12 protein-coding genes and 2 pseudogenes are annotated in these 12,537 nt (G+C 66.5%); all 14 read left to right on the top strand.

Translation table 11 applies throughout. The features are described 5' to 3' along the window. The first annotated feature begins 8 nt into the window (after positions 1-8). The 14 genes and pseudogenes from ABZ824_RS17235 to ABZ824_RS17170 all read left to right on the top strand — a co-directional run bounded on the left by ABZ824_RS17235 (position 9) and on the right by ABZ824_RS17170 (position 12,536). On the top strand, positions 9-524 hold the full coding sequence (locus ABZ824_RS17235; RefSeq protein ID WP_356964061.1) for a nucleotide exchange factor GrpE: 516 nt from the start codon (positions 9-11) through the stop codon (positions 522-524). 6 nt (positions 525-530) lie between these two features. Continuing rightward, the gene (locus ABZ824_RS17230) at positions 531-1,436 is read left to right on the top strand and encodes a J domain-containing protein (protein ID WP_356964059.1); all 906 of its coding nucleotides are present in this window, start codon (positions 531-533) and stop codon (positions 1,434-1,436) included. Further along, a pseudogene (locus tag ABZ824_RS17225) lies at positions 1,433-1,761 on the top strand (chaperone modulator CbpM). The gene ABZ824_RS17230 and the pseudogene ABZ824_RS17225 overlap by 4 nt, the downstream one beginning before the upstream one ends. Continuing rightward, positions 1,743-4,376 carry an ATP-dependent chaperone ClpB gene (clpB, locus tag ABZ824_RS17220; protein ID WP_356964058.1) on the top strand — a complete coding sequence of 878 codons (2,634 nt, stop codon included), beginning with the start codon at positions 1,743-1,745 and terminating at the stop codon, positions 4,374-4,376. The pseudogene ABZ824_RS17225 and the gene clpB overlap by 19 nt, the downstream one beginning before the upstream one ends. Positions 4,377-4,390: 14 nt before the next feature. Next, positions 4,391-4,843 (top strand): thioredoxin, encoded by a 453-nt coding sequence (gene trxA / locus ABZ824_RS17215; protein WP_356964057.1) that lies wholly within the window; start codon positions 4,391-4,393, stop codon positions 4,841-4,843. Beyond that, entirely contained in the window at positions 4,840-5,106 is a 267-nt protein-coding gene (locus ABZ824_RS17210) for a UBP-type zinc finger domain-containing protein (protein ID WP_356964056.1), read from the top strand. The genes trxA and ABZ824_RS17210 overlap by 4 nt, the downstream gene beginning before the upstream one ends. Then, positions 5,084-6,808 (top strand): FAD-dependent oxidoreductase, encoded by a 1,725-nt coding sequence (locus ABZ824_RS17205; RefSeq protein ID WP_356964055.1) that lies wholly within the window; start codon positions 5,084-5,086, stop codon positions 6,806-6,808. The genes ABZ824_RS17210 and ABZ824_RS17205 overlap by 23 nt, the downstream gene beginning before the upstream one ends. Positions 6,809-6,821: 13 nt before the next feature. Beyond that, the gene (locus ABZ824_RS17200; protein WP_356964550.1) at positions 6,822-7,262 is read left to right on the top strand and encodes a DUF1931 family protein; all 441 of its coding nucleotides are present in this window, start codon (positions 6,822-6,824) and stop codon (positions 7,260-7,262) included. 583 nt (positions 7,263-7,845) lie between these two features. Further along, entirely contained in the window at positions 7,846-8,481 is a 636-nt protein-coding gene (locus ABZ824_RS17195; RefSeq protein WP_356964054.1) for a hypothetical protein, read from the top strand. A 183-nt stretch (positions 8,482-8,664) separates the two neighbouring features. Continuing rightward, entirely contained in the window at positions 8,665-9,327 is a 663-nt protein-coding gene (locus ABZ824_RS17190) for a YcnI family protein (protein ID WP_356964053.1), read from the top strand. Between the two features lie 111 nt (positions 9,328-9,438). Continuing rightward, positions 9,439-10,008, top strand: a complete 570-nt coding sequence (locus tag ABZ824_RS17185; protein ID WP_356964052.1) for a hypothetical protein — start codon at positions 9,439-9,441, stop codon at positions 10,006-10,008. Between the two features lie 391 nt (positions 10,009-10,399). Then, positions 10,400-10,933 (top strand): annotated as a pseudogene (sigC, locus tag ABZ824_RS17180) (RNA polymerase sigma factor SigC); the annotation flags it as partial. 128 nt (positions 10,934-11,061) lie between these two features. Beyond that, positions 11,062-11,697, top strand: coding sequence for an ABC transporter ATP-binding protein (locus ABZ824_RS17175; protein WP_356964051.1), 636 nt, complete (start codon positions 11,062-11,064; stop codon positions 11,695-11,697). Then, complete coding sequence (locus ABZ824_RS17170) at positions 11,694-12,536, top strand: metal ABC transporter permease (protein ID WP_356964050.1); 843 nt, start codon at positions 11,694-11,696, stop codon at positions 12,534-12,536. The genes ABZ824_RS17175 and ABZ824_RS17170 overlap by 4 nt, the downstream gene beginning before the upstream one ends. Position 12,537: the final 1 nt, after the last annotated feature.

Raw genomic sequence — 12,537 nt, 5'->3', positions numbered from 1 at the left:
GGCACACGATGGAAAGGTCTGCAGATCATTCGACGACCGAGTCGACTACCGACGGGGATCAGACCGAGACGGCGCCGGATCGCACCGACACGGGGGCCGAGCTGGCTCAACTCGAGGACCGCTGGCGCAGGGCCCTTGCAGATCTGGACAACCTGCGCAAGCGGTTTGCCAAGGATCTGGACCGTGCCCGCGCCGCGGAGGTGGCGAAGGTTTCCGCTGCGTGGCTCCCGGTGCTGGACAATTTGGAGCTCGCGCTGGCCCATGCCGGCAGCGATCCCCAGGCCGTCGTCGAGGGCGTGAAGGCGATCCGGGACCAGGCGGTGCAGGTGCTGGCGCAGTTCGGCTTCGAGCGCCACGACGAGGTCGGTGTGCCGTTCTCCCCGGAGCTACATGAAGTGGTCAGCGTGGTGGCCCAACCCGACCTTCCCTCCGGGACCGTGATCGAGGTCTTGCGCCCGGGCTATGGAGAGGACGGTCGGCAGTTGCGTCCCGCCTCGGTGGTCGTGAGCCGACCCGAGGGGTGAGCACCGATGGCGCGTGACTACTACGAAGTCCTCGGTGTCCCGCGCGGCGCAGGCACCGACGAAATCCAGCAGGCGTACCGCAAGCTGGCGCGCAAGTATCACCCCGACGTGAACAAGGACCCCACTGCGGAGGACAAGTTCAAGGAGGCCAACGAGGCCTACCAGGTGTTGTCCGACCCGGACACCCGGAAACGCTACGACCGATTCGGTGAAGACTTCCGGCGTGTGCCCGAGGACTACGACGAACGGGTCCGGGCCGGCGCCGGTGGGTACGGCGGCGGGGGCAGAAGGGTGCACTTCGGTCGAGGTTTCGGTGGCGAGGGCGCCGTCGACTTCGAGGACCTCTTCGGGCAGATGTTCGGCGGCGCCGGCGGGTACGGGCCGATTCCCGGAGCCGATCAGGAAGCGGAACTGGAACTGACTCTGGAACAGGCGTATCGGGGCGGCAAACGCACACTCAGACTGGACGGACGCCAGTACGACGTCGACATTCCCGCCGGTGTCCTGGACGGCCAGCGAATCCGGCTGGCCGGGCAAGGCGGGCGGAGCAACGGTGACGCGCCGCCCGGGGATCTGTACCTCGTGGTGCGCATCAAGCCGCATTCCCGCTTCCGGATACAGGGTCGCGACATCTACGTGGACCTGCCCGTATCGCCATGGGAGGCGGTGCTCGGGTCGACCGTCGTCGTTCCCACCCCGGGTGGCGAGGCGAAAGTCAAAGTGGCGCCGGGCTCGTCGACGGGAAGGAAGCTGCGGCTGCGCGGAGAAGGAATGCCCAATCCGCGTGGCCCCAACGGCAATCTCTATGCCGAGATCAAGGTGATGGTGCCGTCGAAACCGACAGCACGCGAACGTGAGCTGTTCGAGCAGTTGGCCACCGAATCGAACTTCGATCCGAGGAAAGAGACATGAGCACCCCGACCCCGGTCACCCGGTACGTATTGGTTCGCCGTCCCGGATTGTCGCCAGATGCCTTCGCCGAACGTACCGGGCTACACCCGGACCTGGCACGCAGGCTTGTGGCGCTCGGCCTGCTCGACGCCCACCGAGACGCCGGCGGCGAGATGTCGTTCCAACCATCCGAAGTGGCCCATGCCGCCCGCATCCAACGGCTGCGGACCGGTCTGGGCCTGAACTACTCGGCCATCGGGCTCGTACTCGATCTGCTGGATCGAATCGAGAAACTCGAAGCAGCTTCCCGCGGAAGGAGGGCACCCCATGGACACCGGCAGCCTGACTGAAAAGTCACGAGAGGCCCTGCAGGAAGCCCAGAATGTAGCGACCAGAATGGGTCACACCGAGGTCGACGGAGAGCACCTGCTGCTCGCGTTGGTCGATCAGCGGGAAGGGCTGGTACCTCGACTGCTCGAGCAGGCCGGCGCCAACGTCGATGCCCTGCGATCCGATCTGGAACATGACCTCTCGCGTAGGCCGAAGGTCAGCGGCCCCGGCGCGACGCCCGGTCAGGTGATGATCACCCAGCGCCTGGCCAGGCTGCTCGACGCCGCGGAACGGGAGGCGAAGCGACTCAAGGATTCCTACGTGTCGGTGGAGCATCTCGTGATGGCCCTCTCCGAGGAGGGGTCGGCCACTGCGGCAGGCAGGGTCCTCGCCAGTCATGGGGTCACGCGAGAGTCCTTCCTCACCGCCTTGACCACCGTGCGCGGCCACCAGCGTGTCACATCGGCGACCCCGGAGGGGGCCTATGAGGCGCTGGAGAAGTACGGACGCGATCTCGTCTCCGAGGCCAGGGCAGGCAATCTCGATCCGGTCATCGGCCGAGATGCCGAGATCCGCAGGGTAACTCAGATCCTGAGCCGGAAGACGAAGAACAATCCGGTGCTGATCGGCGACCCCGGCGTCGGTAAGACCGCGATCGTCGAGGGCCTCGCCCAGCGGATCGTCCGCGGCGACGTGCCCGAGGGCCTGCGCGACAAGACGATCTTCTCGCTCGACATGGGTTCCCTGGTGGCCGGTGCGAAGTACCGCGGCGAGTTCGAGGAGCGACTGCAGGCGGTGCTGTCGGAGGTGAAGGCGGCGGAGGGGCGCATCCTGTTGTTCGTCGACGAGCTGCATACCGTTGTGGGCGCGGGATCAGTCGGCGGCGACGGGTCTCTCGACGCAGGCAACATGCTCAAGCCGATGCTCGCCCGCGGCGAACTACACATGATCGGCGCCACCACTCTCGACGAATATCGCAAGCACATCGAATCCGATGCGGCACTGGAGCGTCGATTCCAGACCGTTCTCGTCGACGAGCCCAGTGTCGAGGATGCGATCTCGATTCTGCGCGGACTTCGGGAACGCCTCGAGGTGTTTCACGGCGTGAAGATCAAGGACGGCGCCCTGGTCGCCGCCGTGACCCTCTCGCACCGGTACATCACCGACCGCTTCCTTCCGGACAAGGCGATCGACCTGGTCGATGAGGCATGCGCTCGGCAACGCACCGAAATCGACTCCATGCCCGCCGAACTCGACGAGCTCACCCGGAAAGTGACCCGGCTGGAGATCGAAGAGGCCGCGCTGTCCAAGGAAACGGACGCGGCCAGCAAGGCGCGCCTCGAAGAGCTGCGCAAGGAGCTGGCCGACCTACGGGCCGAGGCCGACGCCAGGCACGCTCAGTGGGAGGCCGAGCGGCAGGCGATCCGGCGGGTGCAGGAGCTGCGGGGAGAGCTGGAACGGTTGCGCCACGAGGCCGAGGAGGCTGAGCGCAACTACGACCTCAACCGGGCCGCCGAGTTGCGATACGGCGAGATCACCGAGCTGGAACGCAGACTCAGGGCGGCGGAGGAGCAACTGGCCACCAGGCAGGGCCGGAACCCGTTGCTGCGTGAGGTGGTCACTGAAGACGAGATCGCAGAGATCGTGGCCGCATGGACGGGTATCCCGGTCGCCCGGCTGCAGGAAGGCGAGCGGGAGAAGCTGTTGAAGCTCGACGAGATCTTGCACGAGAGGGTCGTCGGTCAGGACGAGGCGGTGCAACTGGTCGCAGACGCGGTGATCCGGGCGAGGTCGGGTATCCGTGACCCACGCCGGCCGATCGGTTCGTTCATCTTCCTGGGCCCGACGGGCGTGGGAAAGACCGAGCTCGCAAAGACGCTGGCCAGTGCCCTCTTCGACAGCGAAGACAACATGGTGCGGCTGGACATGAGCGAGTACCAAGAGCGGCACACGGTGAGCAGGCTCATCGGTGCGCCCCCCGGGTACGTCGGCTACGACGAGGGCGGCCAGCTCACCGAGGCGGTACGCCGCAAGCCGTACTCCGTCGTGCTCTTCGACGAGATCGAGAAGGCCCACGCCGACGTCTTCAATACCCTGCTGCAGGTGCTCGACGACGGCCGGATCACCGATTCTCAGGGCAGGCAGGTCGATTTCCGGAACACGGTGATCATCATGACCTCCAACATCGGATCCCTGTATCTCCTCGAGGGAGTCACAGCCGACGGCGAGATCAAACCGGATGCCCGGGAGCGCGTGCTGGCGGAGCTGCGCGGGCACTTCCGCCCCGAATTCCTCAACCGGGTCGACGACATCGTGTTGTTCACCCCGCTCACGCTGCCCCAGATCGAGCACATCGTCGAGCTACAACTCACCGATCTTCGCAACAGATTGTCGCAGCGGCAGATACATCTGGATATCACGCCGGAAGCGCGCCGGCTCATCGCCGAACACGGTTTCGACCCGGTCTACGGCGCGCGGCCGCTGCGGCGGTACATCGCCCACGAGGTGGAGACGAGGATAGGTCGTGCGCTGTTGCGCGGCGAGATCGAACCGGGTGGCACCATCCGTGTCACGGTGGCCGACGGCGAACTCGCCGTCGCGTATGCGGAACCCGCCGTCGCGGCGGCCTGAGAAGAGGTGCCGTCGTGGGATCCGAAATGGTGAAGTGCCCGAACTGCGGCAAGGTCAACAGGGTGGCGGCGGCCGGGGAAGGAGAACCGCGCTGCGGGAACTGCCACGAGCCGCTGCCCTGGATCGCCTCGGCAGGGGACGACGACTTCGCGGAGGTCGCCGAGAAATCCTCGGTGCCTGTGCTCGTCGACCTCTGGGCGACGTGGTGCGGCCCGTGCCGCATGGTCAGTCCGGCGCTCGAGCAGCTCGCCAGGGAACGCGCGGGTCGAATCAAGCTGGTGAAGATCGACGTGGATGCTGCGCCCAGGACGGCCGAACGATTCACCGTCCGCGCCGTACCGACTCTGCTGGTGATGGACCGAGGGGAGATCCTGGCTCGTCAGGCGGGCGCCGCTCCGGCACCACAACTGCGCACATGGCTCGACCAGGCGCTCTCGGAAAAAGCAGGCAAGGAGACGAAGCCATGACTTCTGTCCATGTTGACCCACACGTGACCGCGATCCGGCCCGTCGCACCCCGGACTCCGCAGGGCTGCGAGGAATGTCTTCGCCTCGGCACCCCGTGGGTACATCTGAGGCTGTGCCTGACGTGCGGACACGTCGGTTGCTGCGACTCCTCGCCGGGCAAGCACGCGAGCGCGCACGCTCACGCCATCGGCCATCCGATCGTCCAGTCGATGGAGCCAGGTGAAGATTGGCGCTGGTGTTATGTCGACCAGAACTTCGTCTGAGGGCGCCGCTCCCGTCCGCGACATTCCGCCGCTCGACGAGACTCCGGATGAGCTCGGAGCATACCCGCGGCTGACGGACGACCAGGTCGCGACACTCGAGGTCGGTGGCACGCGTCGAGCGGTTCGCCCCGGCGAGGTGCTGATCCGAGAGGGCGAACCCAGCAACGACTTCTTCGTCATCCTCTCGGGCAAGGTCGCGATCATCGACGAGGGCGACGGAGACGGTCAACGCCGGATACTGCGCGTGCATGGTCCCGGTCGATTCCTGGGCGAGCTAGGACTGCTGGAAGGCCAGGTGGCGTTCTTCACCGCCGAGGCGATCGAGGACGGCGAGATACTCGTCGTCCCGGCCGACCGGGTGCGCGAGCTGGTTTCCCACGATCCCGTGCTCAGCGATCTCATCCTGCGCGCCTACCTGGTGCGCCGGCACCTGCTGATCGGGCTCGGTTCGGGATTCCGGATCATCGGCTCCTGCTATTCGCCGGATACGTTGCGGCTTCGGCAGTTCGCCATTCGAAACCGATTGCCCCACAGGTGGATCGATGTGGAGCAGGACGAACGGGCGGAGCAGCTGCTGCGCAGCCTGGACGTCGCCCCCGAGGACACCCCCGTCGTGATCTGGCACGGCGAGAAGGTGCTGCGCAATCCCACGAATGCGGAACTCGCCCGCGTCGTCGGGCTTCCGGTCCCGGACTCGGTCCACGACGCAGCCCAGGACGTGTTCGACCTCGTCGTGGTGGGTGCGGGACCGGCCGGTCTGGCCGCGTCCGTGTACGGCGCCTCGGACGGGTTGAACACGGTGACACTGGAGTCGTTCGCCGCGGGCGGCCAGGCCAGTACCTCCTCCCGGATCGAGAACTACCTCGGCTTCCCGGCAGGGATCTCCGGCGCCGAATTGGCGGAGCGAGCCGTGATCCAGGCCGGCAAGTTCGGCGCCCGCATCCTGGTGTCGGCGGAGGTGAGCGGTTTGGGGTCCGAGGACGGCCACCACGTGCTCCGGCTGGCGGACGGCGGCACGGTTCGCGGCCGGGCCGTCGTGCTCGCCACCGGCGCGCGATACCGCAAGTTGGCGGTTCCGGGAATCGAGGTACTGGAGGGGACAAGCGTGTACTACGCCGCAACCCATCAGGAAGCGCGGATGTGCGGCACCGACCCCGTGGCCATCGTCGGCGGCGGAAACTCCGCCGGACAGGCCACCGTCTTTCTCGCGGACCGTGTCACCCACGTGCATCTGCTCATCCGCGGCGGTGACCTCGGAAAGAGCATGTCCCGGTACCTCGTCGACCAGATCGAGCGCCATCCGCGCGTGACCGTCCACCGGAACACCGAGATTCGCGAGGTCCACGGCGAGAAGTACCTCGACCGGATTGTGGTCGAGAACAATCAGACGGGCGAACAGGACACCCTCCGGGTACACGCACTGTTCGTCTTCATCGGGGCGGTGCCGCACACCGGGTGGCTGGCCGACGCGATCGCACTCGACGACCACGGCTTCGTCCTCACGGGCATGGACGCGGTCTACGCCCGTGAGGACGGCAACCGGCGGACTGGCGACCGGCCGTCGAGGACGCTCGAAACAAGCCTGCCCGGCCTGTTCGCTGCCGGTGACGTCCGCACCGGCTCCGTGAAACGTGTCGCCTCCGCTGTCGGTGAGGGAGCGATGGCGGTTCGCCAAATCCATGAATACTTCGACAGGAGCTGACGACATGCCAGTGATGGGTACCGTGAAATTCCAGCAATTCTTCCGGGCAGCGGCCGGCCTGCAAGTCGACCGGAACGACGTCAAGCGCTACACGGACTTCATCGACGACAAGATCTACGATCTGATCCTCATCGGCAAGGCCTCGGCAAAGGCAAACCTGAGGGACGTGATCGAACCGTGGGACCTGCCGATCACCAAGGGACTGCAGGAGAGCATCCACCGGTTCGAGAAACTGGATGAGGAGATCGAACTACAGTCTGTGCTCGATCAACTGGCGGCCCGGCCGCCGTTGGACATGGCCCTGTCCGAGGCGACCGAGCAGCGGCTGCCGCTGATTGCCGGAGGCTTGAGCGTGGCGCTGGCGCACACATTCGTCACTATCGAACCGGACCGTAAGAACCCCGGGACCGCCGAATGGAACGTCGCCTTCGACATCTTCCATCTCCTGCTCTGACCACCGCCCAGTAGACCGCCGCTGGCCGCGACTGCTCATCTACTGCGAAATAGCTTGCACGGCAATGTATCCCTTGAGCGTGCGTTGGTAAAGCAAACAAACTCGAGCAGATTGAGTTCCGGGTATGTCAACCCGAGACGAGCGGTCAGCGACGGGCACCTAACCGCCACATAGAGTTGTAAGTGACCCGCCCCATCGGCGACTGGCAATCCCGCATGCTGCTACTGGATCAGCCCCGGGAATGCGACGCGGGCGGCTGTGGTAGCTCTCAGGGTGAGTATGGGCAATCCGCTGTTCAACGTGGTGTCCCGTCCCCGGCGCGTTGGCCCGCTACCGTCGGCGTGATTCACTGCGAAGTCACAGCGTGAGCGGAGCTGACCCAGAAGCTGGGGCCGTGACCGTCGGCACGGGTGACAGCGGGTCTCGGCGATCGCGCTCTCTCTGTCGGTATGTGTTGTGCGTCATATCAGGAACTGGTTCGACAACTTCTCCGACCTTTTGTCGGCTGCGAACCCACGCTGCCACAAGGAAATCGAGAGTTGAGACGACAGTGATGTTTCGTAAGGGCGCTGCGGTGGCCGCCATGGCTATCTCGGCTTTGTGTATCTCGGCGGGAACCGCGACGGCGGATCCCACGCAGGAGACTCCGGATGTCCATTTCCAGGCCAACGTGGTCGACCGCTCGGTTGTGCTCACCATGGATGCCGGGGCGCTCACCGTCAGCGATGACCATCTGCAGTTCATCGATCGGAGCGGAACGTCCGTCGCGACTCTTCCGCTGACCTACGTCCACGGTGGCAGCGCGATGCCGATCGCCGCGCAGCTGGACGGCGATACGGTCACGCTGACCCCGAGCACCGATCCCGCCGACGCGCGCCCGATCAGCGCGGCGACAGCTCAGGAGATCGATGCACTGTCTCATCCGAATTACAACGCGGCCCTCGGCAACTTCAGCATGTCGATGATGGCTGCGGCGACTGTCGGGAGCCTGCTGGGTAGTGCGATCGGCGGCGGCATCGGCTGCGTCGCCGGCGGCATCGTCGGTGGAGCGACCGGGGGTGTGGTGTCGATCGGTCTGCTCGCGGTTCCGGCGGCGATCGGCGGTTGCCTCATCACCGGCGCCGCACTGGCAGGCATCGGCGCGGTCGCGGGCACCGTCATCGTCGGCGTCCCGGCGTTGATCGCAGCCGGTATCCAGTTCTGGAACGACACCCACTGAGCAGTCGGTAGGTCCGGAAGTCGTGGTCGGGTGCCGGACCCTCCACGACGCCGAGCCGGCGGTGCGCCGTCTTCGCCACGACGGCGCTCACGGCAGATGCGCGGTTCTGCCGCAGTTGTGGCATATCGTCGTCGGCGAGCATCTGTTGCGTTCGTTTTCTCACCGTGAGGAGAGGTCTCGACGATGAACAGTTCTTGGCTGGTGCGGGCGGCGTCGGCAGGCGCTGCCGCGGCCTTCGTGACGACTGTGGCGGCCGCTCCCGCGCTTGCGCACATCACTGTCTCTGGGCCTGACGCGTCTCGCGGCGGGTCGGGGGTCCTGGTTTTCCGGGTGCCGAACGAATCGGGCACTGGTAGCCCCACGGTCGAAGTCGCGGTGCAGCTTCCGGGGGTGACGGCGGCGGATACCGAGGCTGCGCCGGGATGGAAAGCGGTAGTGCGGAAAGACTCCGCGCGGAACGTCACCGACATCACCTGGACGGCTGATGCCGGGGGTGGCATCGGGCCGAGTCAGTTCGGGCAGTTCTCCGTGCTGGCGAACGGGTTGCCGGACACCGAGACGGTGACGATCCCCGCGGTGCAGACCTACGCGGATGGTCAAGTCGTGCGCTGGGACCAGAAGGCGGACGGTGATGGGTCCGAGCCGGAGCGTCCAGCTCCTTCGCTGACGTTGGCCGCCAAGCATTCCGGTGGCGCCGACAACCATGGTGACATCCAGTCGGCGTCCTCCAGTTCTGGTTCGTCGAGCGATACGACCGCGCGCTGGCTCGGCGGGATCGGCATTGTGCTGGGCGCCCTGGGCCTGCTTGTGGCACTCGGTATGGGAGTGGCTCGTCGCAGGTCCTGATCATGCTCGGCCGCTTGATGATCGGCTCGTCGGTTTCGCAGCCTGCGGCGAGGCCGTGATCGAAACCCCGCGGGACAGTGCCGGCATATGAGTGTCATGATGGACGGCGTTATGAACACTGTGCCCGCGCCCCGGAACGCGCGGGCGGCACGTGCCATCGTGTTCGCGGGAGTCGCGGTGTTGTTGTCGGCGCTGGGGCATGGGGCCTCGGCGGGGCACAGCGTGTCGGTGTCGGCTTTCATCGTGGCGTTTGCCGCGACGGGTTCGATGGCGTGGGCGCTGGCCGATCGTCAGCGTGGCTTCTTCGCCATCGGCGGTGGGCTTGCGGTGATGCAGGCGGTCTTGCACGTGTGGTTCGGCATGTCATCGATGTCGGCCGCTCACGCCGCTTCCGAAACCATTGATCCGCACAGTGATGGGGGCATGTTCGCTGCGCACGCGGCGGCCGCGCTGGTGTGCGCGGTGTGGCTGTGGCGCGGGGAACTCGCCTTCTTCGCGCTACTGGCGACGCTGTATACACGGATTCTGGCGCCTCTGCTTCTGGTTCTGGTGCATCCGTCGGTCGACAGCGAGCCCCGAACCGTGGTGGAAGCCGACCATCGCATCGAGACGCTGCGCGCGGGCGTGCTGCGTCATGTGATGGCGCGGCGTGGGCCTCCGGTGGGCGCGGTTCGGTTCTGAGAGTTCGCCATCGGAGGCAGCCACGCCTTGTGCTGCCGGTGGAGGCAGTGCTGCCCGGCCGATCGTCGATCGGCGCGATTCGGCGCTGCCGGTATTCCGGGGGCGAACGTAGCCGCTCGTGTCATCGATGCGCGTGAGCAAGCCGTCAGGGTCTGCCGCGACGCCGGTGCGCACACCCGGCCCCCGTCCAGCGGCAGTCGGTCCTCTACGCCGGTGTGCGCACTGCGCGAGTCCGGCTGCCGGTCTCTCCGCACCGCCGAATGGTGGTGTCGCGAACAGAAATTGTGCGAATGTTTTCTCCTTCTCCGCTGTCGGCTGCCTGCCGCGGCGACGGTCCTTCTCCTCGATCGGCTCTGAGCGCTTGGCGCTTTCTCGTGTGCCGGATGCGTCGATGTGGAGGCCGCGGATGTCCGACGAACTCCTGACCGCGCTGGCGTTGTCGGCCGGTGCAGGCAATCGAAAGGCGTTGGAGCAGTTCATCCAATCGACGCAGCGGGATGTGTGGCGTTTCGTCGCGCACCTGACCGATGTCCAATCCGCTGACGACCTGACACAGGAGACGTTCTTGCGGGCCATGGGCAGTCTGCCGCGGTTCGCCGGGAATTCGACCGCACGAACCTGGCTGCTGTCGATCGCTCGCCGCGTGGTGGTGGACCGGTTCCGCAGTGTCGCCGCTCGTCCGAAGACGACTCAGGTGCCGGAATGGTCGCAGATTCTCGAACAGCGGCCTGATCGGCGTACGCCGGATTTCGCCGAGGAGGTGGCGTTGAACGACCTGCTGTGCAGTCTGCCGCAAGAGCGGCGCGAGGCGTTCGTGTTGACCCAGGTCTTGGGTATGTCCTATGCCGAGGCGGCGCAGACGGTGGGTTGTCCGGTCGGCACGATTCGTTCTCGGGTGGCCCGTGCCCGCGAAACCCTCGTCTCGGTGGTGCGGGGGATCGACGGGTCCGCGGCCGACGGTGATCATGTCGCGGAACCGATGGGCGTGGTGGTGCGACTACTTCCGGGCACACCGGTCGGCGTGCGGGTGACGGCCGGTAAGGAGGTGGGGTGATGGCGGGGCTGAACCTGCGCTTGCGGGGGGTGTCGTGCCGGCACGGACGTGTCGACGTGGTCAGTGATGTCGACCTCGACATTTCTGCCGGTCAACGGGTCGCATTGACCGGTACCAATGGCTCGGGCAAGACGACGCTGCTGCGCGCGGTGATCGGCCTGCATGCGGCTGTGCGGGGCGAGATCTCCGTGGGAGGCCGTGGTGGCCGCACATCGGCGGACTATGCGTGGCGGCGGCGGGTGTGCGGGTGGATTCCCCAGCGGCCCGCGGCGGGCCGATTTCCGCTGCTGGCCGGTGAGCTCTTGGCCAGCAGTGGAGACGTCCGTCAGGCGCAGGCGATGGCGACACGGCTGGGTGTGGGCGAGCTGCTCGGCCGACCACTCGACACGCTCTCGGGTGGGCAACTGCAGCGTATGCACCTGGCCCGCGCTGCGGGGTGCGTGGCAGCTGGAGCGAGCGTCGTTCTGGCCGACGAACCCACGGCCGCATTGGATTTCGCGGGTCAGGAGCAGGCCGCCGACGTCCTGACGGAGCTGCCTGTCACCCTCGTCGTGGTCACCCATGACCGCGCCATGGCGCGGCGTTGCGACCGAGTGCTGGAGATGGCCGCAGGCCGACTGCGGGAGTTGTTGTGAACGGGCCTGGGCAGGTGTTCGATCTGCTCGGAATGGGGTCGGTGCAGCGTGCCGGGGTGGCGCTGTTGGTGGGCTCGATCGGGCTGCCGGTGGTCGGTGTGGCCATCGTGGGGCTGGACATCATCCCGGTCCGGTTCGCGATGATGCACGTCGCGCTGCTGGGCGCCGCGGTCGGCATGCTGACCGGATGGGATCCGGCGTTGTGTGGTCTGCTCGCGTGTGCGGTGGCCGGGGCGGGGATCACTCCGCTGGCGCGCACGCCGGAAACCCTCTCCGGCGCAATGGGTTTGCTGATGAGTTCGGCCGTCGCGGCAGCGCTGCTGGTACTTGCGGTAGCCGGAGTGAACGCTTCGGCGGCATTTTCGCTGCTGTGGGGTTCGATTCTCGCGGTCCGGGTCCAGGACGTCGTCGTGTTGGCGGTGCTCGCGGTAGTGGTGCCCGCGCTGTTCTGGTGGCGAAGACGGGATTTGGCGCTGCTGTTGCACGATCGTGAGCTGGCGTTGGTTTCCGGTGTGGCGGTGGGGCGGCTCACGCTGGTTCTGCTGGTGCTGATCGCGGTCGCGGTGGCCGGAGCGATCCGGCTGACCGGTGCGCTGCTCGTGGATGCGCTCACCTTGCTGCCGGCTCTGGCCGCGCGGCGGTTGGGCCGCTCGCTGATTTCGATCATCGTCTGGGCTGTCGGTATCGGCGTTGCGGTGAATTCCGTGGGATTCGTGCTGGCGCTGGCCTTCGATCTTCCTCCTGGGCCGGTGCTGGTCCTCACCGCGGGGGCAGTCGCCTTCGCGGCCCATCTGATTCCTGAACGGAGAACACTCTCATGGCACGCTTTCGACCATTGAC

The organism is Nocardia sp. NPDC047038, assembly GCF_040644075.1.
Lineage (GTDB): Bacteria > Actinomycetota > Actinomycetes > Mycobacteriales > Mycobacteriaceae > Nocardia > Nocardia sichangensis.
The sequence above is the reverse complement of the archived record's forward strand: the minus strand, read 5'-3'. Positions and strand labels throughout refer to the sequence as shown.

Coding starts and splice junctions, on each gene's coding strand:
- clpB (WP_356964058.1), top strand. CDS start 1,743: ATGGACACCGGCAGCCTGACTGAAAAGTCACGAGAGGCCCTGCAGGAA.
- ABZ824_RS17190 (WP_356964053.1), top strand. CDS start 8,665: ATGAACAGTTCTTGGCTGGTGCGGGCGGCGTCGGCAGGCGCTGCCGCG.
- ABZ824_RS17235 (WP_356964061.1), top strand. CDS start 9: ATGGAAAGGTCTGCAGATCATTCGACGACCGAGTCGACTACCGACGGG.
- ABZ824_RS17200 (WP_356964550.1), top strand. CDS start 6,822: ATGGGTACCGTGAAATTCCAGCAATTCTTCCGGGCAGCGGCCGGCCTG.
- ABZ824_RS17230 (WP_356964059.1), top strand. CDS start 531: ATGGCGCGTGACTACTACGAAGTCCTCGGTGTCCCGCGCGGCGCAGGC.
- ABZ824_RS17205 (WP_356964055.1), top strand. CDS start 5,084: ATGTCGACCAGAACTTCGTCTGAGGGCGCCGCTCCCGTCCGCGACATT.
- ABZ824_RS17185 (WP_356964052.1), top strand. CDS start 9,439: ATGAACACTGTGCCCGCGCCCCGGAACGCGCGGGCGGCACGTGCCATC.
- ABZ824_RS17175 (WP_356964051.1), top strand. CDS start 11,062: ATGGCGGGGCTGAACCTGCGCTTGCGGGGGGTGTCGTGCCGGCACGGA.
- ABZ824_RS17210 (WP_356964056.1), top strand. CDS start 4,840: ATGACTTCTGTCCATGTTGACCCACACGTGACCGCGATCCGGCCCGTC.
- ABZ824_RS17195 (WP_356964054.1), top strand. CDS start 7,846: ATGGCTATCTCGGCTTTGTGTATCTCGGCGGGAACCGCGACGGCGGAT.